A 25,311-nucleotide genomic window follows, 5' to 3' on the forward strand; every position below is an offset into this window, starting at 1 on the left:
AAAAACATCAAACTGAAATAAGCGCCTGAAAGTTGGACCATCTTGCGTTGGACTTTGGACGGGACCAAAAGGATGAGTCTTGGTCCGGATGCCCTGCCCTGAATGGTTTTCAACGACAAAGGATGCTTATCGTGATTCCGATCAGAAAGACAGCCGCCGCCTGTGCCCTGGGTTTGGGCATGATGGTGGCGGCAGCCGGCCAGACCGCCATGGCGCAAGGCCAGGCCGACGCTCCCGCGCCCCTGGCCACCGGCCTGACCGATTCCGGCAGCGCGGAAGGCCAGGTCATCGAAGCGGTGCGCAGCGGTGACATCCTGTCCATCAAGATCCGGTTCAAGCCCATCGTCGACGGCAAGACGGAAATGATCTACTCGCAGATCAGCAAGGACGACTACGCCAACAGCTTCTACGTCATCGCCGGCAACAAGAAGCACCTGCTGCTGAAAGACAGCAGCGACAAGCCGCTGACCAATCCCAAGCTGCTCATCCGCACGTCCAAGGACACCCCCATGGCCGGTTCCTGGCAGGGCAAGTTCCCTGCCCCGCCCAAGGAAATCAAGGAGGTTTCGCTGACAATCCCGGGCGTGGAGACCTTCGACGCCATCAAGATCACCGACCGCTGACCATGGCCGCCGCCACGCGCGCGCCGACTCTCCTGGCCGCGGCGCTGCTCGCCGCCGCCAGCGGCTCCTGGGCGCAAGAGCCTCCCTATAAGGCCGAGATCCTGGATCTGCAGGCCACCATCCTGGACCTGAAGGGATTGCCTGCCGATGCCAGCGGCGGCATATCGGACCTGAACGCGCAGATAGACGGACTGGCCGCGCGCCACGACGGCCTGTCGGTGCGGCAAGACAAGAACGCCGTGACCGTCGCCATGCTGGGCGATGTGCTGTTCGATTTCGACAAGACCACGATACGCCCCGCCGCCGAACCTACGCTGCGTGACATCGCCAGCCTGATCAAATCCAGTTCGGCCGGCACCGTCCGCATCGAAGGCCACACCGACTCCAAGGGTTCGGCCTCGTACAACAAGGATCTGTCGTTACGCCGCGCGCAGGCGGTAGCGCAATGGTTGGCAAGCCATGGCGTGGACAAGTCGCGGCTGACGGTCAAAGGACTGGGCGATACCCAGCCGATCCAGTCGAACCGGCTGGCCAACGGTTCGGACAATCCGCAAGGACGGGCGCAGAACCGGCGGGTGGAGTTCGTGCTGCCCAAGCGCTGAGCAAGCCCTGCGTGGGGCCGGCAGCGGCCTCAGCCGGCCAGCATTCGCGAGGAGTCCGCAGCCGTCAGTGCCACGTCCATGCTGACCAGCACCGGCGCATTGCGCGGCAACTCGCGCACGCCAATGACCGAACGCGGATGCTCGCCCTGGCGGCCGAAGATCGCGACCAGCAGTTCCGATCCGGTATCGGCAATGGCGGATAGCCGCGTGCTGGCGCGCTCGCCCACCTGGAAGAAGTAGTTGACGCGCAATACCTGTTCCACCGCATCCAGGCTGCCCTGCGCGTGGTGGGCCACCCACGACAGCGCATGCAGCACGCACAGGCGCACGGCCTCGCGAGCCGCTGCTTCGCCGACCTGCTCACCCACCGCGCCTTGAACCAGCAACTGGTCCGCGCTGAGCTTCGGAATCTGCCCTGCGACGTACACCGTGCTGCCGTGCCGCAGCGCCGGCAGATAGGCATAGTGCGTCGGCGTAGGCTGGGGCAAGGCCAGGCCCAGGGCCTGCAAGCGCGCATCGGCTCCGGTCAGGATGCTCATCACAAACTGCCGGGCAGGAAGTTGACTTGTTTGGCCAGCGTCGCCCAGCGCTTGTTTTCGGCCGCGACGAAATCGGTAAAGGCCTGGGCCGAGCCGCCCTTGGTGCTTACCCCTTGCTCCTTCAGGCGCGAGGCCACTTCGGGCGACTGCAAGGCCCGGTTGAAGTCCTCGTTGAGTTTCTTGACGACTGCCTCGGGTGTACCAGCCGGAGCGACGATGCCCTGCCACGACGTGATGTCCATATCCACCAGGCCGACTTCCTTGTAGCTGGGAATGTCCGGCGCCGTATCTATCCGTTCAGACGAAGTGACCGCCAGGGCCCGCAGCTTGCCGGCCTGGACGTGCGGCAGCAAGGTGATCACCGGGTCCAGGATCAGACTGATATGTCCGCCAAGCAGATCGTTGATGGCGGGTGCGCTGCCCTTGTAAGGGATGTGCGCCATGCGGATGCCCGCCCGCTGCTTGAACAGTTCGCCGGCCAGAAAGGTCGAGCTGGACGCCGAACCGAAGGTCAGCGTGTCCGGCTTGTCCTTGGCATAGGCGATGAACTCCTTCATCGTCTTGGCGGGCACGGCGTTGCCGGTGGCGATGATGTAGGGTTGGTCGGCCAACAGGATCACGGGCGCGAAGTCCCGCGTGGCGGAGTACGGCAGGCTGCTGTACTGCAGTTCATTGATCGACATGATGGGCAGGTTGGCCAACAGCAGCGTGTAGCCGTCCGCCGGCGCGCGGGCCACGAACTCGGCCCCGATGATGCCGCTGGCGCCGGGTTTGTTCACGACCAGCACGGGCTGCTTGACGTCCTGGCCCAGCTTTTGCGCGACAGTGCGCACGACCAGATCGGCCACGCCACCCGGCGGGAACGGCACGACGATCTGTATGCTTTTGTTGGGAAAGTCCTGCGCGCTGGCGTTGCAGACGGCGCCCAGCGCCAGCGTGGCGCACGCAAGGATGCGAATGGCGTTCTTCATGTAAGTGCTCCGAGGTTGCGGCCGTTCAGGGATTGCGGGTAGTAGTGGCTTGCGGGCCGAAGCTTGCATCGAAAAAGCGCATCCAGTTGCCGCCCATCAATAGCGCCACCTCGTCCGCTGAAAACCCCGTGGCGCGCAAGCCCTGTTCGATGTTCTTGAAATCCCGGCTGTCCTGGAACCAGCCGGGCTGCGGCGGAAACCCCGGCTGCGCGGCCGAGCCTTCGCCGTAGTCGATGTTCTTGGTATAGCGGCCCGTGCGCATCCACTGGACCACCGAGTCCGGCTGGTCCTGGCACAGGTCCGAGCCCAGGCCCAGGTGCTCCACCCCCACCAGATCCGCGGTGCGCGCCACCATGGCGCAGAAGTCGTCCAAGGTACAGGCCGATTTGTTCTTGAGGTGATGCGGATACAGCGAAAAGCCGAACATGCCGCCCGCGCCAGCCAGCGCCTTGAGCACCGTGTCCGACTTGTTGCGCAGCGCCTGCGCCCAGGAATGCGGATTGGCGTGACTGATGGTGATGGGCCGCTCGGACAGTTCTATCGCTTCCAGCGTGGAACGTTCGCCCGAATGGCTCATGTCGATGACCAGCCCGACCCGGTTCATTTCCTTGATCACTTCGCGCCCCATGCGGGTGACGCCGCTGTCGACCGCTTCATAGCAGCCCGCAGCCAGCAAGGACTGGTTGTTATAGGTCAGTTGCATGAAGCGCACGCCCAGCGTGTGCACTACCTCGACCAGACCGATGTCGTCTTCGATGGGCGACGGGTTCTGCAGCCCGAAAATGATCGCGGTGCGGCCGGTCTCCCGGGCGCGCCTGATGTCGTCGCCACTGCGCGCCTGCACGATCAGGTCGGGATAGCGCTCGAACCACCGGTTCCAGCGTTCGATGTTGTGGATCATCTCCCGCAGGTTCTCGTGGTACGCGATGGTGACGTGGACCGCGTCCACGCCGCCTTCGCGCAGTTGGCGGAATATCTTTTCGGACCAGTTGCTGTACTGCAGTCCGTCGACGCGTAAGGCGCTTGCGCTCATTGCTTGCTTCCTTGAATGGCAGTGAGCGGTACTGTAGATTTCCGGCCAGAATTCAGTCAAACTAAAATAACTTTGTTCTATTTAATATTTTCTTAAATATGAAACTCGAGCATCTGCGCATGTTCATGGCCGTGGTCGATGCTGGCGAACTGGCGCAGGCCGGTGACCGCGTCGGCCGTACGCCGGCGGCGCTTTCCATGACCTTGAAGCAGCTGGAGTCGGAGCTGGGCGGCCCCTTGTTCGAAGGCGAACGCAAGATCCGCTTGTCTCCCCTGGGCCTTTATGTCCGCGCGCAGGCGCAGCGGGCCATTGCGGAATTCGACTCGGCCGTGGCCCACATGGTCCGCTATGCCAGCGGCGCGCTGGGAACGGCCAAGGTGGCCGCCGTGCCCTCGGCGGCCATCCGGCTGTTGCCCCAGGTCATCGGCTTGATGCGCAGGCAGTATCCGCAGGTACGGGTCGACCTGCGCGACATAGACTCGGCCGCGGTGGGCAAGGCGGTGGCCGATGGCGAGGTCGATTTCGGCATCGCCACGCTGCCGGCGCCCCTACCCGGCATCGTGACCGAACCCCTGTTCGAAGACCGTTTCGTGCTGGTGTGTCCGGCCGGGCACCACCTGACGAAATTGCGGCGCGAGGCGCGCTGGCGCGATATCGACGCCGCGGAGTTCATTGCGAACGGCCTGTGCGCCCGGTTCGACTCCCCGGAAGTGGCCGCGTTGGTGGAAGCCTCGCTGCTGACGGTGCGCAATACCACTTCCTTGCTAACCTTTGTCGAACAAGGCTTCGGCGTCACCATCCTGCCCGCGCTGGCGGTGACGGCAAGCGCAAAATTGGCGATCGTACCCCTGGCCGACCAAAGCGCCGTCCGCAGCCTGGAAGTGCTGACTCGCAGCGGCGAGACGCTCAGCCCGGCCGCTCAGGCTCTTCTGGGACTCACGCGCAGCATGGCTGCCGAGCTGGCACTGGCCTGGTCATGAACTTTTCAGGACATCGATGAAATTCGACATCTACGGCAGGTTTCAGCTCGACATCCAGCGCGAGGGCGCGGTGTGGACGGCGTACCGTTCGGACGCCGGCAAACGCGTACGTGCTGCGGACATTGCCATTCCTGCCGATGTGCCCGCGGACGGGCTGGCCGAATATCTGGATGACATCTATCACGAGTTGTCCGGTCCGGGCGACCGGATTGAGCGTATCGGCTAGGGCAGCCAGACTACTCCTCTTCACCGTAGCCGAAAGGCCAACGGCGCTTGTTCGGCTCGGGCGCGGGTTGCTGACTGTGCATGACGGGCTCCTGAGGTTCGATGGACGAATACTACCGGCATCCGCCAAATCGAACTGCAAAGGTTCGCAAAGATCGCGGCAATCATGCCGCAAGAGCCCCATCCGTGTTTCTAACACAAGGTAGACGCAGCCCGCATCGGGGCTAGAACGTATGCCATTTCCCCGACCGGCGCGTAGGATTGAAGCCGTACGGGAGAGCGCCATGCCAGATTCCAGCTGGATTTGCGGCAGCGAGCCGCCGGGTCGCCAGGGATTCTTCGAGACGGAATTCAATACTGGCCAGACCGAAGTCACGATGTACTCCGTATTGGGCTGGATGCCGCCAGCGCATCGCGGCTACGTCGTCAGGTGGCGCTCGCTGGAACCGGCGGTGGAACAGGCGGAAATCGAACGCTATCTGTATTACCGGCGCGAGGGACGCGGGCATTCTTGACGCCCCAGGCTGGCCGCTTCTCTCCCGTTAATGCTCGCAAAGCCCGCGAATGCCGACGCGGGCTTTTTCTTTGTCCGGCGCGGCGTACAGGCGCCACCGCCGCAAACCCTTGAAATAACTACCAGTTATGAAATTCCCTGATGAAAACCCCATCAGGGAATTTACTTATGCTCTTTAATTATTTGCAAAGCGCATACTTGCCGGGCAAGAATTCGTCCTTGGCATAAATCAAACCAGATGGAACTTCGTCAACTCGAGGCCTTCGCGGCCGTCATGTCCACGGGCAGCGTCACTGCTGCCGGCCGGCTATTGGGACGCTCCCAGCCGGCGATCAGCCGGTTGTTGCAGGAACTGGAAGCCGAGATCGGCTATCCCTTGTTTGCGCGCAGCGGCCCGCGCGTGACGCCCACCGAGCAGGGCTTCCTGCTGTATGACGACGTCGAGCGCGCGTTGGCGGGCATGCAGCAGATCCGCAGCCGCGCCGATGAAATCGCGCGCGGCCAGGCCCAGCCGCTGCTGATGGCCGCCACTTCCGCCTTGGCGGCGGGCCTGGTGCCCGACGCGCTCAAGCGCATCGAGGACCGGGTCGGCGCCGCGCGCATCCAGTTGCGCAGCGCCTCGCCCGAGCGCGTGGTGCACGCCGTGCTATCCGGCGCCGCGCAACTGGGCGCGACCAGCCTGCCGCTGGAGCATCGCGGCCTGACGGTGCACTGGATCGGGCAAGCGCCCTGTGTGGTCGCGCTGCCGGAAAACGATCCGCTGGCGCAACAAGCCGTGGTGCCAGTCGCCGCACTGGCCGGGCGCCGCATGATCACGATGGCCAATCCCTATCGCCTGCGCCGCCGCCTGGATGCCGCGCTGGCGCAGAACGCCCAGACGCTGGGCACCATGGAAACCAACTCGTCCGTCAACGCCCTGGCCGCCGTGCGCGCCGGGCTGGGCGTGTCGGTGCTGGAACCGATCACCGCCTACGGCGCCCCCATGCCGGGCGTGGCGATCCGTCCCATCGACCTGGACATACCCTTTTTCTTCGGGGTCATCACCCCGCAGTCGCAAACGCTGACGCCGGCCTGCCAGGCCATGGCGGACGCGCTCGCCCAAGCCGCCGCGGCCCTGCTGCCCGGCTTCGCCCTGCACGACGCCGCCGAGCATTCGGCCCTGCTGCAGTCGATCTATGGCGACGACGCCCCTCTTACGGAATCCCCTGCTATATGAATCAGCCTGTAGCCACCCCGCCGCAAGGCCTAGCCGCGCTGGAAGCGCGCCTGCGGCAAGACCTGTCCTGGCTGGAACTGCCCGCCAAGAACTGGGTCACGCCCCGCCTCGTCGACGGCCAGCCGGTGCTGGACGTGGCCATCATCGGCGGCGGCATGGCCGGCCTGGCCGCGGCCGCCTCGCTCAAGCACCTGGGCATCAACGCCCCGATCTTCGACCAGGCGCCCGAAGGCTACGAAGGTCCCTGGGCCACCACCGCCCGCATGGAAACCCTGCGTTCGCCCAAGCAGTTGACCGGACCCGCGCTGGGCCTGCCGGCGCTGACCTTCCGCGCCTGGTTCGAGGCGCAGTTCGGCGTTGACGCCTGGGAAGCGCTGGACAAGATTCCGCGCCTGCAATGGATGGACTACCTGCGCTGGTACCGCCGCGCGCTGGAACTGGATGTGCGCAACGAGCACCGCATCCTGGCCGTGCTGCCGCGCGCCGACCAGTTGGTGCAGCTGGACATCGAATCCCCCGCCGGACGCAGCACGGTGCTGGCGCGCCGCGTGGTGCTGGCCACCGGCCGCGACGGCCTGGGCGGCGCCTATGTGCCTGATTTTGCAAAGAAGCTGCCGCGCAACCGCTGGGCGCATTCGTCCGACGTGATGGACTACAACACCCTGGCCGGCAAGCGCGTGGGCGTGGTAGGTGCCGGCGCGTCGGCCATGGACAGCGCGGCCACCGCGCTGGAAGCCGGCGCCGCCAGCGTGGACCTGCTGATCCGCCGCAACGACATTCCGCGCATCAACAAGGGCAAGGGCGCGGGCAATCCGGGGCTGACCCATGGGCACCTGACCCTGCCCGACGAATGGAAGTGGAAGATCCGCCACTACATCAACGCCGCCCAGGTGCCGCCGCCGCGCGGCAGCACGCTGCGCGTCTCGCGCCACCCCAACGCCCGCTTCAACCTGGGCTGCGGCGTGCAGGACCTGGCGCTGGTCGGCGACGAGATCCACGTCACCACGCCCAAGGGCGTGTTCGTGCTGGACTTCCTGATCTTCTCCACCGGTTTCCGCATCGACTGGACCGTGCGTCCGGAGTTCGCCGCGCTGGCGCCGCACGTGCGCGCCTGGGGCGACCGCTACGTGCCGCCGGCTGGCGAAGAAGACCAGGAACTGCACGACTCACCCGACCTGGGCGCCGTGTTCGAACTCCAGGAAAAGACCCCGGGCGCCTGTCCCGGCCTGGACCGCGTGCATTGCTTCTCCTACCCCGCCGCGCTGACGCAAGGCACGATCTCGGGCGACATCCCGGCCATCAGCGAAGGCGCCAAGCGCCTGGCGCAAGGCATCGCCGGCCTGTTCTATCGCGAGGACGTGGAGACGCACTACGCCAATATGGAAGCGTTCTCCGAACCCGAGGTGTTCGGCGATGAATGGACGCCGGCCCCGGCCCCGCAAGCGGAGACCGCGCAATGACGGGCTGGTTGCTGCGCCGCATCGCGCAAGCCGCGGTGGTGGTCTTCCTGATGACGCTGATCGTCTTCGTGGGCCTGCACGCCATCGGCAATCCGGTGGACATCCTGATCGGCCAGGACGTGGACCAGGTGGACCGCGCCCGCATCATCGCCGAACTCGGCCTGGACAAGCCGCTGTGGGAACAGTACCTGGCGTTCCTGAACGGCGCCCTGCACGGCAATCTGGGCAATAGCTTCGTCTACAACATCCCGGCCGTGGAACTGGTGATCCAGCGCCTGCCGGCGACGTTCGAGCTGGCCATCGCCGCGATGATGCTGGCCGTGGTGGTGGGCCTGCCGCTGGGCCTGTACGCCGGCCTGTATCCGGACAGCCGTTTCGCCAAGATGATCATGGCGGGCAGCATCGTCGGCTTCTCGCTGCCGACGTTCTGGATCGCGCTGATGCTGATCATGACCTTCAGCGTGTCGCTGGGCTGGCTGCCGGCCAGCGGCCGCGGCGAAACCGTGGAGTTCCTGGGCTTCCAATGGTCCTGGCTGACGGCCGACGGCTGGCGCCACCTGATCCTGCCGGCGTTCAACCTGTCGCTGTTCAAGATTTCGCTCGTGATCCGCCTGACCCGCGCCGGCGTGCGCGACGTGCTGCCGCTGGACTTCGTGAAGTTCGCCCGCGCCAAGGGCCTGTCGCCCATGCGGGTGGTCTGTGTGCACGTGTTGCGCAACACCATGATTCCGCTGGTGACGGTGCTGGGCCTGGAGCTGGGCTCCACCATCGCCTTCGCCGTGGTCACGGAAAGCATCTTCGCCTGGCCCGGCGCCGGCAAGCTGATCCTGGACAGCCTGAACGCACTGGACCGCCCCGTCATCGTGGCCTACCTGATCGTGGTGGTGTGCCTGTTCGTGACCCTGAACCTGATCGTGGACATTCTTTATAAAGTGCTGGACCCGCGGGTGCGGCTGGAGGCCTCGGCATGAGCGCCGTATCGACAAACCCCACTCCCGCGCTGCGCCGCGAATCGCCGTGGCGCCGCAACCTGGCCGAGTTCATGTCGTCCAAGACGGCGGTGCTGGGCCTGACGGTTGCCACGTTGCTGATCCTGGCCGCCATCCTGGCGCCCTGGATCGCGCCGCAGAATCCCTATGACCTGCTGCAGATCGACGTGCTGGACGCGCGCCTGCCGCCGGGCAGCATGAACGGCCTGGACACCTTCCACTACTGGCTGGGCACCGACGGCCAGGGCCGCGACCTGCTCTCGGGCATTCTGTACGGCCTGCGCATCAGCCTGATGGTGGGCGTGGGCTCGGCCGTCATCGCCGGCATCGTCGGCACGCTGCTGGGCCTGCTTGCGGCCTACGCCGGCGGCAAGGTCGACGCGCTGATCATGCGCCTGGTCGACCTGATCCTGTCGTTCCCGTCCATCCTCGTGGCCATGATGATCCTGGCCTACCTGGGCAAGGGCGTGGGCAACGTGGTGCTGACGCTGGTGATCCTGGAATGGGCCTACTACGCCCGCACCGCGCGCGGCCAGGCCCTGGTCGAGCGCCGCCGCGAATACGTGGAAGCCGCCCGCTGCCTGGACATCCCCAACTGGCGCATCATGTTGAAGCACATCCTGCCCAACTGCCTGCCGCCGCTGATCGTCATCGGCACCTTGCAGATCGCGCGCGCCATCACGCTGGAAGCCACCCTGAGCTTCCTGGGCCTGGGCGTGCCCGTGACCGAACCGTCGCTGGGGCTGCTGATCTCCAACGGCTTCCAGACCATGCTGTCCGGCGAATACTGGATCAGCTTCTATCCTGGCATCGCGCTGTTGGTCACCATCGTGGCGATCAACCTGGTGGGCGACCGCCTGCGCGACGTGCTGAACCCGAGGACCCACAAATGAGCGCCGACCGCCATATTGCCGGCGCGCCGACGCTGGAGGTGCGCAACCTGCGCACCCACTTCCACACCCGCGCGGGCGTGCTGCCCGCCGTGGACGACGTTTCCTTCACGCTGGAACGCGGCAAGATCCTGGGCCTGGTCGGCGAATCCGGCTCGGGCAAGTCCGTCACGGGCTTCTCCATCATGGGCCTGGTCGACGCGCCGGGCCGCATCGTCGGCGGCGAAGTGCTGTTCCAGGGCCGCGACCTGACCAAGTTGGCGCCGCGCGAGCTGCGCAAGCTGCAGGGCAACCGCATCGCCATGATCTTCCAGGATCCGATGATGACGCTGAACCCCGTGCTGCGGGTCGATGCGCAAATGATCGAGACCGTGCGCGCCCACAACAAGATGAGCGCAGCGCAAGCCCGCGCCTTGTCGCGCGACACCCTGGGCATGATGGGCATCCCCAGCCCCGAGGAACGGCTGCTGGCCTACCCGCATCAGCTGTCCGGCGGCATGCGCCAGCGCGTGGCCATTGCGATTGCCATGCTGCACCGGCCCGACCTGATCATCGCCGACGAGCCCACCACCGCGCTGGACGTCACCATCCAGGCACAGATCCTGTCCGAAGTGCAGAAGCTTGCGCAGCAGCACGGCACCAGCCTGATCTGGATCACCCATGACCTGTCGGTGGTGGCCGGCCTGGCCGACGACGTGGCGGTGATGTACGCCGGCCGCATCGTCGAGCACGGCACCGTCGACGACGTGCTGGACCGTCCGCAGCACCCCTACACCGTGGGCCTGATCGACAGCCTGCCCAGCAACAACCGGCGCGGCCAACGCCTGCGCCAGATCCCCGGCATGACGCCCAACCTGCTCAACCTGCCCGCGGGCTGTGCCTTCGCGGCGCGCTGCTCGCGCGCCACCGCCGCCTGCGGCCAGCAGCCCGGCATCACCCAGGCCCTGCCCGAACACAAAGTGCGCTGCTTCCATCCCACGATCCAGACCAGCGAGGTAATGGCATGAGCACGACAGCCCCTACCCCGCTGATTGATCTCAGCCAAGTCAGCAAGCGTTTCGGCGAACGCCCCACCGGCCCCGCCACGCGCGCGATGCAGCGCCTGGGCCTGTCCAAGCCGCCCGCCGTGACCCGCGCCGTCGACAACGTCGACCTGATCGTCAACCCCGGCGAAGTGGTCGGCCTGGTCGGCGAATCCGGCTGCGGCAAGTCCACGCTGGGCCGCATCGCGGCCGGCCTCTTGACGCCCTCCGGCGGCGAGATCCGCATCAACGGCGTGCGCCCGGCCGACATGAACTCGGCCCAGGCCCATGCCGCGCGCCTGCAAGTGCAGATGATCTTCCAGGACCCCTACGCCAGCCTCAACCCTCGCCTGCGCGTGGACGAGATCGTGGGCGAAGCGGCCCGCATCCACGGCCTGGTCGGCAACGGCGACTTCGACGACTACGTCAGCGCCCAGCTGGAACGCGCCGGCCTGGACCCGGCCCTGCGCCAGCGTTACCCGCACCAGTTCAGCGGCGGCCAGCGCCAGCGCATCGGCATCGCCCGCGCCCTGGCCGTGCAGCCCACCATGCTGGTGTGCGACGAGGCCGTGGCCGCGCTGGACGTGTCGATCCAGGCGCAGATCCTGAACCTTTTCATGGACCTGCGCGAAGACCTGGGCCTGACCTATCTCTTCATCAGCCATGACCTCGGCGTGGTCGAGCACCTGTCCGACCGCGTCGTGATCATGTACCTGGGCCGCGTGGTGGAAACGGCCACGGTGGAAGAAGTCTTCCGCCATCCCAACCACCCGTACACGCAGGCCCTGCTGGCCGAGATCCCCAGCCTGAAGTCGCGCCACAAGACCTTTACCGCGATCAAGGGCGAGATCCCCAGCCCGCTGAATCCGCCGGGAGGCTGCCATTTCCATCCGCGCTGCCCGCATGCGATGCCGCGCTGCAAGACCGAGGTTCCCACTTTGAAGGGAATCGCTATCAACCACCTGAGCGCCTGTCACCTGAACGACATGGCGTGACCACCGCCGCCGCGCCGCGGCGCCCGAACCAACCGCCAGTTCCCCCTATACCAAGGACTCCGAACATGAAACGCCTGATTCTCACCACCCTGACCGCCGCCATCCTCGGCGCTTCCGCCGCCGCCAGCGCCGACGACCTGTCCATCGGCTTCGCCGACCCGCTGTCGTCCCTGGACCCGCAGCTGAACAACCACGCCGGCGACCGCTCGGTGGCCCTGCACTTCTGGGACCTGCTGATCGAGAACAAGTGGAACAAGCTGCAGCCCGGCCTGGCCGTCAGTTGGAAGCCGCTGGACGACAAGACCTGGGAGTTCAAGCTGCGCGAAGGCGTCAAGTGGCAGGACGGCACGCCCTTCACCGCCGACGACCTGATCTACTCCTACACCCGCGCGCGCGCCGTGCCGGGCAGCGTGGCCACCTACGCCGGATACCTGCGCACCATCGACACGATGACCGCCAAGGATCCGCTGACGCTCATCGTCAAGACCAAGGCCCCCAACCCCGACCTGCCGCTGAACCTGGCCTCGGTGCACGTGGTCAGCAAGCACGTCGGTGAAAAGTCCACCACCGAGGACTACAACTCGGGCAAGGCCATGGTCGGCACCGGCTCCTACAAGTTCGTCTCCTACACCCCCGGCGACCGCGTCATCATGGAACGCAACGACGGCTACTGGGGCGACAAGCAGATCTGGGACAAGGTCAACTACCGCTACATCAACAACGCCGCCGCCCGCACCGCCGCGCTCTTGGCCGGCGACGTGGACGTGATCGACAAGGTCTCGGTGTCCGACCTGGCCAAGCTGCAAAAGGCCGCCAACGTGTCGGTCTACCCCTACGACGGCCTGCGCGTCATGCTGCTGCAGCCCAGCTTCAACCCCGCGCCCAACCAGTACATCACCGACAACAACGGCAAGCCGCTGGACAAGAACCCGCTCCTGGACGTGCGCGTGCGCCAGGCCCTGAACCTGGCCATCAACCGCAAGGCCATCGCCGACCGCATCCTGCAAGGCGCAGCCACCGAAGCCAACCAGTGGATGCCCAAGGGCACCATCGGCTACAACCCCGACGTCAAGGACATCCCCAACGACGTCGCCCAGGCCAAGAAGCTGCTGGCCGAAGCCGGCTACCCGGACGGCTTCAAGCTGACCATGCACGTGCCCAACGACCGCTACCCGCAAGGCCCGGAAACCGCCCAGGCCGTGGCGCAGTTCTGGACCCGCGCCGGCGTCAAGACCCAGGTGGAAGTCGTGCCATGGGCCGTGTACTCGGGCCGCGCCAACAAGAACGAATTCGCGGTCAGCATGCTGGCCTGGGGCAACGGCACCGGCGAAGGCAGCTACGCGCTGGTCAACATCCTGGCCACCGCCGACGCCAAAAAGGGCCTGGGCGCGTCCAACTGGGGCCGCTACAGCAACCCCAAGGTCGACGCCGCGCTGGAGCAATCCACCTCGGAATTCGACGTGGCCAAGCGTGAAGCCATCCTGCGCGACTCCGTCAAGATCGTGTACGACGACGTCGGCATCATCCCGCTGTTCCACTACAAGAACATCTGGGCCACCAAGAAAGGCCTGAAGGTCACCCCCATGACCAGCGACCGCACGGCCGCCATGATGGTGACGAAAGAGTCGGGCAAGTAAGCCATGACGCCCACCCTGACCATCACCCCGGCCGTCGACCTGATCGACGTGCCGCGCCAGATCCGGGTCGAACACGTCGCCCCCGGCCAGACGGTGGAAATCACCGCCCTGACCCGCCGCAACGGCGTGCTCTGGCAAAGCCAGGCCGCCTTCGTGGCGGGCGCGGACGGCACGGTCGACCTGGGTCGCGACGCGCCCGTATCCGGCGACTACGCCGGCGTGGCGCCCATGGGCCTGGTCTGGTCGCAGTCCCCCGTGGACTCGTCCAGCCGCGAACACTTCAACCACCCGGTGACCGACGCCCTGGTCACCGACGTGGTGGCGCGCGTCGCCGGCGCGCAGGCCCAGGCCAGCTTCACTCAGCGCCTGGCGGCTGACGGCGTCACGCGCCAGGACGTGCGCGAGGAAGGCCTGGTCGGCACGCTGTACCTGCCGCCCGGCCCCGGCCCGTTCCCCGCCGTCATGATCCTGAACGGCTCGGGCGGCGGCATCAACGAACCGCGCGCGGCGCTGTATGCGTCCCGCGGCTACGCCGCCTTCGCGCTGGCCTACTTCAAGGCGCCCGGCCTGTCGGACTACATCTCCAACACCCCGCTGGAATACTTCCAGACCGGCCTGCGCTGGCTGCGCAAGAAGGTCAGCCCCAAGCACGACTTCGTCGCCATCAGCGGCCAGTCGCGCGGCGGCGAACTGGTGCTGCTATTGGGCGCGACCTTCCCCCAGGAAGTCTCGGCCGTGGTCGCCTATGTGCCCGGCGCCGTGGTCCACAGCGGCCAGAACGCCTGCGATCCCAAGATCGGCCGCGAAGGCCCCACGTGGCTCTTGGGCGGCAAGCCCATCCCCCACGTCTGGGAAAACAACCGCACCGCCACCTGGGCGCCCTTCGACGAAGGCCCCTCGCCGCACCGCCACGAGAAAGCCATCCTCACCGCCCTGCAAGACCCCGACGCCGTGGCCCGCGCCCGCATCAAGGTCGAAGACATCCAGGGCCCCGTCATGCTGCTGTCCGGCACCGACGACGGCTCCTGGCCGTCCAGCATCTATTCCAAGATGGTGCAGGACAAGCTGGCCGAGGTGAACCACCCCTACCCGGTCGAGTGGCTGGACTACGAGAACGGCGGACACTCCATCCTGTTCCCCTACGTGCCCACCACCCAGCTCGTCTACGCCCACCCCGTGTCCGGCAAGATCAGCACCAGCGGCGGCAACCCCAAGGACAACGCCCGCGCCGACCAGGAATCCTGGGAAGGCGTGAAGCAGTTCCTGGACGCCGCTGTCGCAGCGCGCGCCGCCAAGTAAAGCATCAAGGAGATCCGCATGGCTGAACCCATCGTCTACAACGTCACGGACGACCTCGTCGACCGCCTGATCGGCCTGGCCCCGGGCGCCAAGACCTACGAAGTGCGCCACTTCCGCGAGAAGGTGGCCGCCGCCACCCAAGGCAGCTACGACGCCCTGTTCGACCCCGCGCTGCCCGGTCTGTCCCTGGCCGAGCGCCTGCTGGTCGCGCTGTACGCCACCCGCATCACCCCGTCGCCGCTGCTGGCCGCGCACTACCGCAAGCGCGTGGCCGAGGCCGGCGCCACCCCGGCCGACATCGCCGTCGCCGAATCCGGCAAGCCGTCAGACGCCGCCACCCCGCGCCTGGCCGCCATCCTGGAATTCACGCGCAAGCTGATCGAGAAGCCTGTCGAAGGCGACGAAGCCGCGCTCAAGACCCTGCCCGCCGCCGGCGTCTCCACGCCCGCCGTGGTCACGCTGTCCCAGCTCGTCGCCTTCCTGTCCTACCAGGTCCGCCTCGTCGCCGGCCTGGAAGCTATGAAGGCCCTGGAAGGCCAGCCCGAGCGCGCCGCCGGCACCCCGCCCGCGCCCTTCCCCGCCAACACTGCCGCCACCGCACCCGGCGCCGTCATCAAGGCCCACGGCTTCACCAACGAATCGCTGGAATGGAAAGCCTGGCTGGACGTGGTCAACGTCGAAACCGCCACGCCCGAACAAGTCGCCGTCCTGGAAGAAAGCCACCCCAAGGCCAAGGTCTCGGACTACTACCTGTTCCTGGTGCATCAGCCCGAAATCCTGCGCCAACGCTCCACGGCCTTCAACGCCATCATGTACGCGCCGGGTGGACTGTCGCGTGCAGAGCGCGAACTGGGTTCGACCTACGTGTCGCGCATCAACGGCTGCGTGTACTGCGCGTCCGTGCATGCCCAGCGTTTCGAACAGCTGGCCAAGCGCAACGAGGTCATCGCGCAGGTGTTCGAGGATCCCGCCACCGCCGGCACCACGGCGCGCGAACTCGCCATCGGGAAGTTCTCGATCCAGATCACCGAAGCGCCTGCCGCGGTGAACGCCGACAGCATCCAGGCCCTGAAGGATGCGGGCTTGAATGAAGGCGAGATCCTGGATCTGCTGCATTCGGATGCGATCTTCGCCTGGGCGAATCGCTTGATGCTGAACCTGGGCGAGCCGGTTTTCCCGCAGGCTTGATCCGGCGGCGTCCGGCCGCTTGCGTGCTGGACGCTTTGCCTGGAGCTTGTCATCGCCGGCGCTGGCCGGCGCTGACATGCGGCCCCATCAACGTTGCCAGGTCAGCAGCTTGACGCCCGCAACGCCAAACACCACGGCCACCGTCCCTTCGATCCAGCGCCGCAGCCTGGCGTACAGCGCAATCATTGGCGCAGTCGAGAACGCGATCGCATAGCCGCCAAACACCATCACGCCGAGCAACGCGCAACCTCCAATAATCGCGGGCAAAGTGCCGTTCGACGCGCTCTCCCCCAGCCCCAGCGACATGATCGCCATCCAGGCCAGCACCGCCTTGGGGTTGCCGATATGCATCAGCACGCCCTGGCGGTAGAGCACCCGATAGCGCGGCGTCGCGCGCCCCGTTTCCACCTTCGCAAAGGCCGCGCCCCACCTCAACGCCGACCTGGCGCTGCGGAACGCCAGGTAGAGCAGATAGACTCCCCCCACCACCTTAATGATGAATAGCGCCTGGGCGGAAGCCGCCAGCACGGCGGAAATCCCAGTCGCAGCCAGCGTCGCCCAAAACAACGAGCCCGTAATGACGCCCGCCGCCAGCGCAAGCGCCGGCACACGGCCGTGACGCATCGCGGTTGCCATGATCGCCATATTGCTGGGTCCGGGACTGGCCGTGGCGATCAGATAGGTGCCGTACACAAGAGCGAGCTGACTCACGAGCATTTGCGTTTCCCCAGGGATGTCGGGCCTCTACGCCTTACAGCGGGAGGTCTCCGCGATGAACGATATGGACCTTGTTGCCGTCGGGATCGCGCAGATATGCGCCGAAGTAGCCGTCACCGTAATGAGGACGCGCGCCCGGCGCGCCTTCGTCAGTCCCGCCCTGCGCCAGACCGCCCGCATGGGCCGTGCTCACGGCTTCCTGCGTAGGCGCCAGAAAAGCGACCATGCTGCCATTGCCCGCCGACGCCGGCTCGCCGTCGTAAGGCATGTAGACGTAGAAGCGCGGCAGCAGCGCCTGACCGGTCACCCAGCAAAGCGCCAAGGGCCCGCCATCCGGCGTGACAACGCGACGCTTCAATCCAAGCGGAAGCAGCACCGCGTCATAAAAACGGCCCGCACGTTCAAGATCTCGCGTCCCGACAGTGATATGGCTGAACATTTGACGATTCTCCCTGCGCCTGCCCTGGGGGTCAGGCGCTTTCAGAAATGCATGACATGCCTCAATCGCATCGCGCATGTTACTCGCCTGCCAGATAATCTGGATCGCCAGATACCGCACAGTCCGCGGCTGGTTTTCCCGGTTCGCCAGCGTCGGCGGCGTTTTCGTTAAACTGACGCTTTCCGCCTACTCGTGCGCCCCGCCCATCGCGGGGCGCATTGCCTTACCCCATGTCCGACAAAACCCACGACATCCGCCCCGGCCAGTCGATCGAACTGCTCAAGGCCCTGCACATCCTGACCCGCGACGGCAAGATGAACCAGGACAGCCGCCGCAAGCTCAAACAGGTCTACCATCTGTTCCAGTTCATCGAACCACTGCTCAAAGACGTCCAGCAACAACGCGGCGCCGTCACCCTGGCCGACCATGGCGCGGGCAAGTCGTACCTGGGCTTCATCCTCTACGACCTGTTCTTCAAGGAACAGCCCGAGGCGCTGAAGAACGGCTCCCACATCTACGGCATCGAAACCCGCGAAGAACTGGTTAAGTCGTCGGAAGAACTGGCCAAACGGCTGGGGTTTGGCGGCATGTCGTTCCTGAACCTGTCCGTCGCCGATTCCATCACGTCGGACAAGCTGCCCGCCACGATCGACGTCGTCACCGCCCTGCACGCCTGCAACACCGCCACCGACGACGCGATCCACTTCGCCTTGGAGAAGAAGGCCAAGTACATCGTCGTCGTGCCCTGCTGCCAGGCGGAAGTGGCCTCGATGCTGCGCAAGAACAAGGCGAAGGCGCTGGCCGATCCGCTGGCTGAAATCTGGCGGCATCCGTTGCATACACGGGAATTCGGTAGCCAGATCACGAATGTGCTGCGGTGCTTGCAGCTGGAAGCGCATGGGTATCAGGTCAGCGTGACTGAGCTGGTGGGGTGGGAGCATTCGATGAAGAATGAACTCATCATTGCGCAGTACAAGGATTTGCCGCGGAGGAAGGCGGCTGAGAGGCTGACGGAGATGCTGGATAGGATTGGGTTGCAGGAATTGAAGGATCGGTTCTTTGTGCCGCAGCCGGCAGAGGCGGCGGCGTAAGCGCCTGTCCTGCTTCAGGCCGCAGCGTCAGCATCCGTGCGTGCCGCAGTCTTCCGCCAGACGCACTGCATGACACGCTGAACGCCATTCAAGCAGCTATCCCCACATGCCCTCTCGCCCGCGCAAGGCCGCCCCTGAGCAGACGGCGCTGCTAACAGCGGCCTTCCCAGCACGATTGCGAGCCGAAACAACACATATCGCCGAGGAGATCTGCCCCTCGGTCATGAGCGGCCGCGGTTTGTCCGTCATTGTGCAGGACGAGCCCTTGGCACTGCCCTATCGCGTTCAGCATGAGGGCAGCGACTCCTTGTCCTCCAAGCTGGACGAACCCCAGGCACTGATCTACGCGTGCATACAGTCACGCCATCATGACGGCCACGTACGCCAGCGCCAAATTGAGCGGCTGGCAGGGGCATCCGAGCCTTGGGTTGTACCGTTCGTGGTGCAGCTCTGCAGCGAATACGTCGTTGAAATCCTGCAGGACATCGAGGCGCGCTTGCCCTTGCTGGACAAGCGCGCCTATGGAACGGTTCTTCGGGACAATCCGGCCTTTCTGGATCTGGCGCAACAACGCATGACCAGCTACTGGGATTGCTACTACCGGCGGCGCTGGCTCAGGAGCGAAACCTATGTGGGGTTTCGCTTGTTCAAGCAGTTTCGCGACTGGCAAGTCTCTGGCTAGGACCTCACGAGCTTAGAAAGCTCGATCCGTGGATCAATTGCCGGAGCTTCGGCGCAACCGATCAGTCGAGTCCTTGTTCAGACGCTTCGCCTCAGCTTCCGCGTAATCTTCCTCGCCCGGTTCATACTTGCCGTCATACATGCAACTGCTGCGGTTCCATGTGCACTCCCCGCCTAACGAGCAACCTGAGCTCAAGGCGGCAAGGAACAAGAGGATGCTGCAACGGCCTAATTTTTGAATCGACATATCGCTCCCTGGTGATCGGGGTAAGTGTAAGGGATGGAGATGACGACTGAGCCGGCGTGACCTGGGCCTGAATTGGAAACGGCCGCAACACATGGCGTGGATTTCGGTTCAAGTGCGCTCAATTTGGCACGGGTCACGCTTGATTGCGATGCCCGTCGGACTCGATACTCGCATCGCAATCCCTCAAAGATGGCCCAGATTGACAGCTGGAAAAGACGGACGACATGGTCGCTGCAATGGCGACTGCCTTCTCTTTATTACGTCAATACTGGAGCGACTCTGATGGACGATCACCCTTTGACTCATGACCGATGGGCTACGCCAGACGATCCAGAATTTTGCACTGTGCGGTTTGCTGATCTTCGAAAAATGGAACGTGCGAATGCCGCGATTTGGGCTATTGCTCGAATCGTGGGGAACAGGGTGAATGAGCCTGAGACTAGTGGCGCGCAACCGCTGGATGCTTGGATAATGTCAAATTTGATCAGCGGAATTGAAAGCCTTTGCGATCATATGGCGGACCTTGTGGGGTTGAATCTGGACGAATCCAATTTTGGGCAAAGTGCGCTGGGCGACGACTGACTACATACGGTAGACGAAATGGTATTTTGACACCATTATTTCCTGACTCGCGATAGCACACCCAGAGCGTCAGATACACGAGAGTCAGCTTACGCCCCTAGCGGACATCGGCTCTGTTCCTTGAACTATTTGCAGCAGCTAAAAGTGGCTTGACTACACGTGGCAGCCGTCGCGTCAGGATTCTGGAAAGTCGTTGGCCGCCGCAGCAGCGTCCGTTTTGCCAGGTCGTGGTGACTGATACTGATCCCGCAAATGAATGGCGGTTTGGTCGATGCTCGGATAGACGGTTGTGGCGTTGATGTTAATTCGATCAAGCTGTTCAAGAATGTGTGCCTTGTTCCGGATCGTGACCCGAGTAATTTCAATACCATCTTGGCCGGCATCAGGAAGCGCAGCCTCGTGCCCGAACAGCAGGAATGCGCCGGACTGTGATTTGATGCGCGTATTCGTGCGTTTTGCCTTCACGCAGATGATCGACCTTAGGTCGTCCGGGACAATCCGCCCTTCGAAAAACCCCTTCTCCGCCTTGATATGGTGGAGCAATTTCTTTGCGACGGCCGTTACATTAAACGCGTCTCTATCGAGGCCAAGATCGATGCCGTTCTTCTGTGCATATGTGAGGTTAGATAGATTTGAAAGGCAACTAACGGTGTCCGAGTCATAGTATTTCACCAATTCCGACACGACTTGGAAGACGATGACCTCACCGTCAAGTCCCGCTTGGTCCGCTTTGCAAGAGCAGGCAAAGAAAAGCGCCACCAGGGGATTGCTAGAGATGTCAAGCAGTCTCGTTGGTAATCCGTAGTGCTGCATGCGCACGAGACGGTCAAAGCAATACTGATCACCTTGAAACTCATCGTGGTGCGCAATTAGTAGTTCCTTGCAGAGTCGGTCCTCTCTCGGCATGAACTGCCAGTCACCATTTTCCCATTTGCGCAGCACTGACGGCGTCAGCTCATAACGGGCATCACTATGGCCTCGGAAGAAAGCTTCGGTCGCGACTTTTTCCGGTGAGGCGTAGAGCAATTGAAGGAAGGACTCCACGCTCTCGGCGACGCCAAGGATTTTTTTGTCGCGCGGCGGAGGCTGGGCCGTTGCATCATCGGCGCGGGGCGTCTCACGCTTCACGACGAGATGAGCAAGGGCGGGATTGATAGTGGCCAATCGTTGCAGCACCATCTGCGGGTCGCCTTCACGGACAGCCCAGTGAGTGCGGTGAAGCTGGAATCGATCCGCGCCAAATATCATCCGAGCTGCGTTGATGTCGCTGAACTCGATCTCACCGAAATCGATCAATGTGTTGAAAACGGTGGAAACTTCCTTCGGCCCGGGCGTAGTGTGGGAAATTCGACCGTATTTGATAAACATCGAGACGCCGTTTCTAGCTTGCTCGATCTCGCTACACAAGAAGGTCGGCAGCTTTTCGAGAAAGGTGATCGCCGCGGAATCCAGGCTTTCAAGCCGCTTCTCGATATCGGATGGCGTGTATTCGAACATGCGCCCGCGGCCCATTGTGATCTCATTGCCCTTCTCCGCGAGATACTCCCAGTTCCCGAAAGAGATGTAATTGAAGCTTTGCACTATGTGTCCTTGTCCCGTTCTTTCTTGCGTAGATCAACGTCGCAGCACAGTCTTGCCAGCACTTATATTTTCATTTCGCTCTGTTGAAGAGAGGATGAGCGGGCAAGTTGGAAATGTCGAGGCTCATTGCGTTCGCCGTTTTGTCGACAAGGCCCCGTGGGCGCCTGCTTAGACAATCCGGGCGTACTGCCGCGTAGACAGCAGTAGTACGAGCTACTTGGTCTTTGTGCTTTCACGCTGCCGGTACGTCTCTGAGACGAAGTCAATGAATGCAACTGCGGACGCAACCGCAAGCCGTGCGTGTCGCGGCTGAAGACCACGATGATTTCCATCCCGACCATGACCAGTTCCATACAGCCCGCGCAGTTGCGCAAGGTTGTTTGTTAGCTGGGTCAGGTTACGGAGTATCAGCTTAATGTTCTCCGCGCCTTTTGCCTCATCGGAGATGCCCTCGGGCACCAACTGCAATTCCTTGGTCAGTTTCTTGGTCAGTTCCCCAAGGTCTTCGGACTTTGTGAAAACAACGCCACGCTTGGTGAGAATTGTCTTGCAACAAGTTTCAACTAGCTCTTTGGCGGTTCCAATAGCCAGAGCTGGATCGCGGTCAATTCCATTCTCAAGACGTTCAATCTCCTTAGCCATCCAGCCAGCATTCAGAGCGTCAGCAACGTTCCTGGCCCGAAGGACAGCATGGCCTCCATGGTGGTGTGTCAGTTCGGCGAATGCAAACCGCGGTCGACCTGCAATCTGTTCAATCTCATAAATCTCCCATCCAATTTGCCGCAACTGCTTATTGAAATGGGATACGAGCTTCACGGCCTCTTCACGGTCGGGGCGGACAACCGGATGGACCACTTCACAAAGAAATCGGAGGAACTGCTCCGTCGAACCGTCTTTGAGGCCGAATCGCTCATCCGAGAAGATCCAGTCCTGATCCCAGTCGTCGTTGTTGAACCGGTGCTGCCAAATATCCCCTGCTGCATCTTTGAATCGACTATCGTGCGAGGGTAGTGCTTGCAAGTCATAGAGCCGGCTCAGGAACTCGACGTCATCGAGGGCGCCATTCCATGCTACGCGCTCCAATCTCAGACCATCCAAAATGTTGGTCCTTACCTCGCGTGGAATGCCCAGGTTATCGGTACGCCAATCCTTACGCTGTTCGCGTTGAGGAAGAATCTTTGCTGTGTACCAGTTTTGCGTCTCTGACTCCAAAACTGTCTTGATACGCGCTGAAATTTGCTCCTCAAGCTGAGGACGCTTCGCTCCCAGTCGAGCGAATTCTTTCGCAGGTACGGATATCTGTATCTCCCAAATTTCCGTACCACCGTTCCAGTTGTCGTAACCGGTTTGCTCCGCACGCGCAGGGTAGTTTCGAACGAGAGCCGCGGCTTCGAACATTCCCTCTGAACTGAGAAGGGCGTGTACAGTTGCTAGCGTTTCCTCAAGCGCGGAGTTCTCCAAGGGGCTATCCTATATATCTGTGTCGAATGAGAGCAATCGAAGCTTAGCCTACGTACCCGTTTTAATGTCCAATTTCGGCGCCCGTCGGGATTTTATCCGATATAGAAAGGGCTATCCCCAGGCTGAAGCAATAATTGAGTTGACGTATTCCGACGGCAGCGATTGGCCGTCAACCACTCTTAGTGACCAGCCGATGACACCCCAAAGCGGGTGCCGGAAGTAAAACTGCCACATAAAAAGGAGATATTAGGCGGCCAGATTTTATCCATCTAAGAGATCATCGAGTATGCCATTAATCCCTGATGCCTGTTCTCTAGCTGTATCGAACAGATCCTTCAGCGCAGGCGAGTATTGAGTTGACTCCCAAATTACTCTTTGCTGGTCATCTACAATGCAGAAGCCAATGCCCTCCGACCAGGAAAACACGTCTTCATCATGAAAGTACTTTGATCTAACCTCATAGAGGCCGAGAGATTTTCCTTTGTACTCTGTTTGCAAATACAGAGGGACAACCTGTTCGGTAGCTTGGTTGAGCGATTTTGGGGCGTCTCGGACCTCCCAACGAACTTTCCCGGTAGATGTTTCACGGATCAGCTTCGTCAAAAGCAGCGTAGTCTTGCTCTCAGTGTTCATTTTTTTAATCCCATTTCGAGTCTTTAATAATCTGTTCAAGTGAAGTAACCAGGCCACTTAGATCTGTATATAAATTCCATACAGAGTCCTCGCTCATTTGGGCAATGTTTGCTTTTATGAAGAAATATTTCCGAGGTTCAAGTCGGGATAAAAATATCAAGACTTTCTTCCTCTCTTCAGTCGGCAGCTTTGGCTCAATGTTTTCAAGAAGTGCTTTAACTTTCGAAAATGACTCGAGAGCGGGAGCCTTGTCGACGCCCCAGTTCTTAAGATGCTTGGAAACCTCTGAGGTCATCTTTGCCAACTCTTTGTTCAGCTCTGGTAAACGAGCGCGCCTGATAAATGAACCTCGAATTTTCCTAGCCTCAATAAATAGGAATACCGTAATAATCAACCCTAGAATCGAACTTATTGAGCTTATGTTTGTTAACCAATCCTGCATATCTCCCTAGTCTCCAGTTGTTCGCTTGAAAATCACTTGTGATTTTATCGATAGGATATAAATTTTTTCATAAATTCTATTTGTAAAATAAGTGGTGATTAATAGGCAATCAGCGCGTCGATATCGAACGACAGCTAGTGGCCGGGAGCTGTCTTGGAGACAGACCGCTTCCGACCCAATGAAGACAATTGACGTGTTATCGCCGATGTCCGATAGAAAATCTATGCCACCGGTCGCCGCTGGCACTTTACGACTTTTTCTGCTTTTTCTTACCTGCCGATTTCGACAACTTTGGTGTTGTATGTGCGATAGTTTCGCCTGGCGTCACTGAGCGCATGTCCGCTCTGTACTTCTTCCACGCCTTATCACTGAGATTATCGACGCGAACCTCCTTATAGTCATCCCTGAGTCTGGACAAGATACCCGAGAGAGCTTTAGCCATTTCACGGCGAGCAGTCTCGATAGCCCTCCATGCCTTCTCTTTGCCTGGCGAGAGCGGGAGATCACCTAGATTGGTGAACACATGCAGGCGGCTGTCCGGAGTATCGTGGTAGTGTTGATCGAATCCGAGCGCCGTTTGCCAGGCGTCGTGAAATCTCTCTACGCTGTCACGCAGTACACTGTCATAAAGACTAAATCGGCTGCTACTTGCAACCGCGTCGAAGCCCTCCCAAAACCACAACGATTTCGTCGTAAGGTGTTTTGGAAGACCCTTGATCAGTTCGTCGACCGTCGGGATGTGAAGATTCGACATCAGCCACTTCATGTTCGCGACGTCGTGCGCGTGTTCTATCTTTTCAGGACTTAATCCGCGCAATTGTATGGGTGTCTTCGGATTTGGATCGATGACGGCCCTGATCGCCGCAGTCATAAGACTAGCAAGGTTTTTACGCGCGTCGGCCGAAATAGGTTCGGACATCTTGTAGGGACTCGCTCTGTTCTGTACAAAGTCGAAGGGGAGATCTCCTGGGAAAGAGCCAATCGCTGTATTGAACAGCATTACGATCCGGTCTTCCCCGAGCAGCGCCGTCGCAAACCCCAGTTCGTAAGTGACATTTGGGTTTGGGCAACGCCGTTTGGCTTCTGGATCGATCGTCGTTATGTCGCAGACAAGCATGTCTGCCTCGTTTATCTTTTTGAGAATCTTCGTCGCAATGTTGGGACTTCCGGACGTGTTGCGAGTGGCCTCGTCAACTACGATCGTTTGATCAGGATATACGGACTTTAGGGACATCGCGGCGCACTTCAACGCAT

The 25,311-nt window shown here is 62.2% G+C and carries 27 protein-coding genes; 17 read left to right on the forward strand and 10 right to left on the reverse strand.

The window, feature by feature from the left end; genetic code table 11:
* Nucleotides 1-122: 122 nt before the first annotated feature.
* Together IB257_RS06040 and IB257_RS06045 are read left to right on the forward strand one after the other, a co-directional pair.
* The gene (locus tag IB257_RS06040) at nucleotides 123-623 is read left to right on the forward strand and encodes a hypothetical protein (protein WP_225588745.1); all 501 of its coding nucleotides are present in this window, start codon (nucleotides 123-125) and stop codon (nucleotides 621-623) included.
* A 2-nt stretch (nucleotides 624-625) separates the two neighbouring features.
* Nucleotides 626-1,225 carry an OmpA family protein gene (locus IB257_RS06045; RefSeq protein ID WP_192492016.1) on the forward strand — a complete coding sequence of 200 codons (600 nt, stop codon included), beginning with the start codon at nucleotides 626-628 and terminating at the stop codon, nucleotides 1,223-1,225.
* 29 nt (nucleotides 1,226-1,254) lie between these two features.
* On the opposite strand, the gene IB257_RS06050 is transcribed toward IB257_RS06045, so the two are convergent.
* From IB257_RS06050 to IB257_RS06060, 3 genes are read right to left on the reverse strand one after another with little or no spacing between them, the layout of a single operon-like run.
* Nucleotides 1,255-1,764 (reverse strand): RidA family protein, encoded by a 510-nt coding sequence (locus tag IB257_RS06050; RefSeq protein ID WP_192492017.1) that lies wholly within the window; start codon nucleotides 1,762-1,764, stop codon nucleotides 1,255-1,257.
* A complete protein-coding gene (locus IB257_RS06055) occupies nucleotides 1,764-2,735 on the reverse strand; it encodes a tripartite tricarboxylate transporter substrate binding protein (protein ID WP_054456322.1) in 972 nt (323 codons plus the stop codon). The genes IB257_RS06050 and IB257_RS06055 overlap by 1 nt, the downstream gene beginning before the upstream one ends.
* A gap of 25 nt (nucleotides 2,736-2,760) precedes the next feature.
* Entirely contained in the window at nucleotides 2,761-3,768 is a 1,008-nt protein-coding gene (locus IB257_RS06060; protein ID WP_192492018.1) for a membrane dipeptidase, read from the reverse strand.
* Nucleotides 3,769-3,866: 98 nt separating this feature from the next.
* Here IB257_RS06060 and IB257_RS06065 point away from each other — a divergent pair, with 98 nt between their 5' ends.
* The 12 genes from IB257_RS06065 to IB257_RS06120 all read left to right on the forward strand — a co-directional run bounded on the left by IB257_RS06065 (nucleotide 3,867) and on the right by IB257_RS06120 (nucleotide 16,183).
* Nucleotides 3,867-4,748 carry a LysR family transcriptional regulator gene (locus IB257_RS06065; RefSeq protein ID WP_192492019.1) on the forward strand — a complete coding sequence of 294 codons (882 nt, stop codon included), beginning with the start codon at nucleotides 3,867-3,869 and terminating at the stop codon, nucleotides 4,746-4,748.
* Nucleotides 4,749-4,764: 16 nt separating this feature from the next.
* The gene (locus IB257_RS06070; RefSeq protein ID WP_119451334.1) at nucleotides 4,765-4,974 is read left to right on the forward strand and encodes a hypothetical protein; all 210 of its coding nucleotides are present in this window, start codon (nucleotides 4,765-4,767) and stop codon (nucleotides 4,972-4,974) included.
* Between the two features lie 283 nt (nucleotides 4,975-5,257).
* A complete protein-coding gene (locus tag IB257_RS06075; protein WP_054456318.1) occupies nucleotides 5,258-5,488 on the forward strand; it encodes a hypothetical protein in 231 nt (76 codons plus the stop codon).
* A 237-nt stretch (nucleotides 5,489-5,725) separates the two neighbouring features.
* A complete protein-coding gene (locus IB257_RS06080; protein WP_054456317.1) occupies nucleotides 5,726-6,703 on the forward strand; it encodes a LysR family transcriptional regulator in 978 nt (325 codons plus the stop codon).
* Nucleotides 6,700-8,163 carry an NAD(P)/FAD-dependent oxidoreductase gene (locus IB257_RS06085; RefSeq protein ID WP_192492020.1) on the forward strand — a complete coding sequence of 488 codons (1,464 nt, stop codon included), beginning with the start codon at nucleotides 6,700-6,702 and terminating at the stop codon, nucleotides 8,161-8,163. Before IB257_RS06080 ends, IB257_RS06085 begins: the two co-directional genes overlap by 4 nt.
* The gene (locus tag IB257_RS06090) at nucleotides 8,160-9,134 is read left to right on the forward strand and encodes an ABC transporter permease (RefSeq protein ID WP_054456315.1); all 975 of its coding nucleotides are present in this window, start codon (nucleotides 8,160-8,162) and stop codon (nucleotides 9,132-9,134) included. Before IB257_RS06085 ends, IB257_RS06090 begins: the two co-directional genes overlap by 4 nt.
* Nucleotides 9,131-10,045 (forward strand): ABC transporter permease, encoded by a 915-nt coding sequence (locus IB257_RS06095; RefSeq protein WP_042793948.1) that lies wholly within the window; start codon nucleotides 9,131-9,133, stop codon nucleotides 10,043-10,045. Before IB257_RS06090 ends, IB257_RS06095 begins: the two co-directional genes overlap by 4 nt.
* On the forward strand, nucleotides 10,042-11,049 hold the full coding sequence (locus IB257_RS06100; protein ID WP_059373245.1) for an ABC transporter ATP-binding protein: 1,008 nt from the start codon (nucleotides 10,042-10,044) through the stop codon (nucleotides 11,047-11,049). The genes IB257_RS06095 and IB257_RS06100 overlap by 4 nt, the downstream gene beginning before the upstream one ends.
* Nucleotides 11,046-12,059, forward strand: a complete 1,014-nt coding sequence (locus tag IB257_RS06105) for an ABC transporter ATP-binding protein (protein ID WP_059373250.1) — start codon at nucleotides 11,046-11,048, stop codon at nucleotides 12,057-12,059. The genes IB257_RS06100 and IB257_RS06105 overlap by 4 nt, the downstream gene beginning before the upstream one ends.
* A 65-nt stretch (nucleotides 12,060-12,124) precedes the next feature.
* The gene (locus tag IB257_RS06110) at nucleotides 12,125-13,696 is read left to right on the forward strand and encodes an ABC transporter substrate-binding protein (protein ID WP_192492021.1); all 1,572 of its coding nucleotides are present in this window, start codon (nucleotides 12,125-12,127) and stop codon (nucleotides 13,694-13,696) included.
* Nucleotides 13,697-13,699: 3 nt separating this feature from the next.
* Nucleotides 13,700-14,995 (forward strand): acyl-CoA thioesterase/bile acid-CoA:amino acid N-acyltransferase family protein, encoded by a 1,296-nt coding sequence (locus tag IB257_RS06115; RefSeq protein ID WP_192492022.1) that lies wholly within the window; start codon nucleotides 13,700-13,702, stop codon nucleotides 14,993-14,995.
* Between the two features lie 18 nt (nucleotides 14,996-15,013).
* Entirely contained in the window at nucleotides 15,014-16,183 is a 1,170-nt protein-coding gene (locus IB257_RS06120; RefSeq protein WP_192492023.1) for a CMD domain protein, read from the forward strand.
* 87 nt (nucleotides 16,184-16,270) lie between these two features.
* Here IB257_RS06120 and IB257_RS06125 read toward each other — a convergent pair whose 3' ends face one another.
* Entirely contained in the window at nucleotides 16,271-16,900 is a 630-nt protein-coding gene (locus tag IB257_RS06125; RefSeq protein ID WP_192492024.1) for a LysE family translocator, read from the reverse strand.
* Nucleotides 16,901-16,934: 34 nt separating this feature from the next.
* Nucleotides 16,935-17,339, reverse strand: coding sequence for a VOC family protein (locus IB257_RS06130; RefSeq protein ID WP_192492025.1), 405 nt, complete (start codon nucleotides 17,337-17,339; stop codon nucleotides 16,935-16,937).
* A gap of 230 nt (nucleotides 17,340-17,569) precedes the next feature.
* On the opposite strand from IB257_RS06130, the gene IB257_RS06135 reads away from it, so the two are divergent.
* The 3 genes from IB257_RS06135 (at nucleotide 17,570) to IB257_RS06145 (ending at nucleotide 19,940) form a co-directional block, all read left to right on the forward strand.
* The gene (locus tag IB257_RS06135) at nucleotides 17,570-18,430 is read left to right on the forward strand and encodes an SAM-dependent methyltransferase (RefSeq protein ID WP_192492026.1); all 861 of its coding nucleotides are present in this window, start codon (nucleotides 17,570-17,572) and stop codon (nucleotides 18,428-18,430) included.
* Nucleotides 18,431-18,536: 106 nt separating this feature from the next.
* Nucleotides 18,537-19,112 (forward strand): hypothetical protein, encoded by a 576-nt coding sequence (locus tag IB257_RS06140; RefSeq protein ID WP_192492027.1) that lies wholly within the window; start codon nucleotides 18,537-18,539, stop codon nucleotides 19,110-19,112.
* Between the two features lie 528 nt (nucleotides 19,113-19,640).
* A complete protein-coding gene (locus IB257_RS06145) occupies nucleotides 19,641-19,940 on the forward strand; it encodes a hypothetical protein (protein ID WP_225588747.1) in 300 nt (99 codons plus the stop codon).
* A gap of 174 nt (nucleotides 19,941-20,114) precedes the next feature.
* On the opposite strand, the gene IB257_RS06150 is transcribed toward IB257_RS06145, so the two are convergent.
* From IB257_RS06150 to IB257_RS06170, 5 genes are all read right to left on the reverse strand, one after another.
* Nucleotides 20,115-21,521: an FRG domain-containing protein gene (locus tag IB257_RS06150; RefSeq protein ID WP_192492029.1), complete on the reverse strand. Its 1,407-nt coding sequence runs from the start codon at nucleotides 21,519-21,521 to the stop codon at nucleotides 20,115-20,117.
* Between the two features lie 213 nt (nucleotides 21,522-21,734).
* Nucleotides 21,735-22,982 (reverse strand): abortive infection family protein, encoded by a 1,248-nt coding sequence (locus IB257_RS06155; protein WP_225588748.1) that lies wholly within the window; start codon nucleotides 22,980-22,982, stop codon nucleotides 21,735-21,737.
* A gap of 261 nt (nucleotides 22,983-23,243) precedes the next feature.
* Entirely contained in the window at nucleotides 23,244-23,615 is a 372-nt protein-coding gene (locus IB257_RS06160) for a hypothetical protein (RefSeq protein ID WP_192492030.1), read from the reverse strand.
* Between the two features lie 4 nt (nucleotides 23,616-23,619).
* Nucleotides 23,620-24,057 carry a hypothetical protein gene (locus IB257_RS06165; RefSeq protein ID WP_192492031.1) on the reverse strand — a complete coding sequence of 146 codons (438 nt, stop codon included), beginning with the start codon at nucleotides 24,055-24,057 and terminating at the stop codon, nucleotides 23,620-23,622.
* A gap of 247 nt (nucleotides 24,058-24,304) precedes the next feature.
* Nucleotides 24,305-25,174: a hypothetical protein gene (locus IB257_RS06170; protein ID WP_192492032.1), complete on the reverse strand. Its 870-nt coding sequence runs from the start codon at nucleotides 25,172-25,174 to the stop codon at nucleotides 24,305-24,307.
* Between the last annotated feature and the right edge of the window lie 137 nt (nucleotides 25,175-25,311).

The sequence above is a fragment of the Achromobacter sp. ACM03 genome (assembly GCF_014851665.1).
Classification (GTDB): Bacteria; Pseudomonadota; Gammaproteobacteria; order Burkholderiales; family Burkholderiaceae_B; genus Achromobacter; species Achromobacter aegrifaciens.

What these genes read in the sequence shown, in the direction of transcription:
- IB257_RS06130 (WP_192492025.1), bottom strand. Translation starts at nt 17,339, where the DNA reads ATGTTCAGCCATATCACTGTCGGGACGCGAGATCTTGAACGTGCGGGC.
- IB257_RS06070 (WP_119451334.1), top strand. Translation starts at nt 4,765, where the DNA reads ATGAAATTCGACATCTACGGCAGGTTTCAGCTCGACATCCAGCGCGAG.
- IB257_RS06055 (WP_054456322.1), bottom strand. Translation starts at nt 2,735, where the DNA reads ATGAAGAACGCCATTCGCATCCTTGCGTGCGCCACGCTGGCGCTGGGC.
- IB257_RS06050 (WP_192492017.1), bottom strand. Translation starts at nt 1,764, where the DNA reads ATGAGCATCCTGACCGGAGCCGATGCGCGCTTGCAGGCCCTGGGCCTG.
- IB257_RS06165 (WP_192492031.1), bottom strand. Translation starts at nt 24,057, where the DNA reads ATGCAGGATTGGTTAACAAACATAAGCTCAATAAGTTCGATTCTAGGG.
- IB257_RS06045 (WP_192492016.1), top strand. Translation starts at nt 626, where the DNA reads ATGGCCGCCGCCACGCGCGCGCCGACTCTCCTGGCCGCGGCGCTGCTC.
- IB257_RS06160 (WP_192492030.1), bottom strand. Translation starts at nt 23,615, where the DNA reads ATGAACACTGAGAGCAAGACTACGCTGCTTTTGACGAAGCTGATCCGT.
- IB257_RS06075 (WP_054456318.1), top strand. Translation starts at nt 5,258, where the DNA reads ATGCCAGATTCCAGCTGGATTTGCGGCAGCGAGCCGCCGGGTCGCCAG.
- IB257_RS06040 (WP_225588745.1), top strand. Translation starts at nt 123, where the DNA reads ATGCTTATCGTGATTCCGATCAGAAAGACAGCCGCCGCCTGTGCCCTG.
- IB257_RS06080 (WP_054456317.1), top strand. Translation starts at nt 5,726, where the DNA reads ATGGAACTTCGTCAACTCGAGGCCTTCGCGGCCGTCATGTCCACGGGC.
- IB257_RS06145 (WP_225588747.1), top strand. Translation starts at nt 19,641, where the DNA reads ATGGACGATCACCCTTTGACTCATGACCGATGGGCTACGCCAGACGAT.
- IB257_RS06100 (WP_059373245.1), top strand. Translation starts at nt 10,042, where the DNA reads ATGAGCGCCGACCGCCATATTGCCGGCGCGCCGACGCTGGAGGTGCGC.
- IB257_RS06170 (WP_192492032.1), bottom strand. Translation starts at nt 25,174, where the DNA reads ATGCTTGTCTGCGACATAACGACGATCGATCCAGAAGCCAAACGGCGT.
- IB257_RS06125 (WP_192492024.1), bottom strand. Translation starts at nt 16,900, where the DNA reads ATGCTCGTGAGTCAGCTCGCTCTTGTGTACGGCACCTATCTGATCGCC.
- IB257_RS06120 (WP_192492023.1), top strand. Translation starts at nt 15,014, where the DNA reads ATGGCTGAACCCATCGTCTACAACGTCACGGACGACCTCGTCGACCGC.
- IB257_RS06140 (WP_192492027.1), top strand. Translation starts at nt 18,537, where the DNA reads ATGCCCTCTCGCCCGCGCAAGGCCGCCCCTGAGCAGACGGCGCTGCTA.
- IB257_RS06095 (WP_042793948.1), top strand. Translation starts at nt 9,131, where the DNA reads ATGAGCGCCGTATCGACAAACCCCACTCCCGCGCTGCGCCGCGAATCG.
- IB257_RS06105 (WP_059373250.1), top strand. Translation starts at nt 11,046, where the DNA reads ATGAGCACGACAGCCCCTACCCCGCTGATTGATCTCAGCCAAGTCAGC.
- IB257_RS06135 (WP_192492026.1), top strand. Translation starts at nt 17,570, where the DNA reads ATGTCCGACAAAACCCACGACATCCGCCCCGGCCAGTCGATCGAACTG.
- IB257_RS06060 (WP_192492018.1), bottom strand. Translation starts at nt 3,768, where the DNA reads ATGAGCGCAAGCGCCTTACGCGTCGACGGACTGCAGTACAGCAACTGG.
- IB257_RS06115 (WP_192492022.1), top strand. Translation starts at nt 13,700, where the DNA reads ATGACGCCCACCCTGACCATCACCCCGGCCGTCGACCTGATCGACGTG.
- IB257_RS06090 (WP_054456315.1), top strand. Translation starts at nt 8,160, where the DNA reads ATGACGGGCTGGTTGCTGCGCCGCATCGCGCAAGCCGCGGTGGTGGTC.
- IB257_RS06085 (WP_192492020.1), top strand. Translation starts at nt 6,700, where the DNA reads ATGAATCAGCCTGTAGCCACCCCGCCGCAAGGCCTAGCCGCGCTGGAA.
- IB257_RS06065 (WP_192492019.1), top strand. Translation starts at nt 3,867, where the DNA reads ATGAAACTCGAGCATCTGCGCATGTTCATGGCCGTGGTCGATGCTGGC.
- IB257_RS06110 (WP_192492021.1), top strand. Translation starts at nt 12,125, where the DNA reads ATGAAACGCCTGATTCTCACCACCCTGACCGCCGCCATCCTCGGCGCT.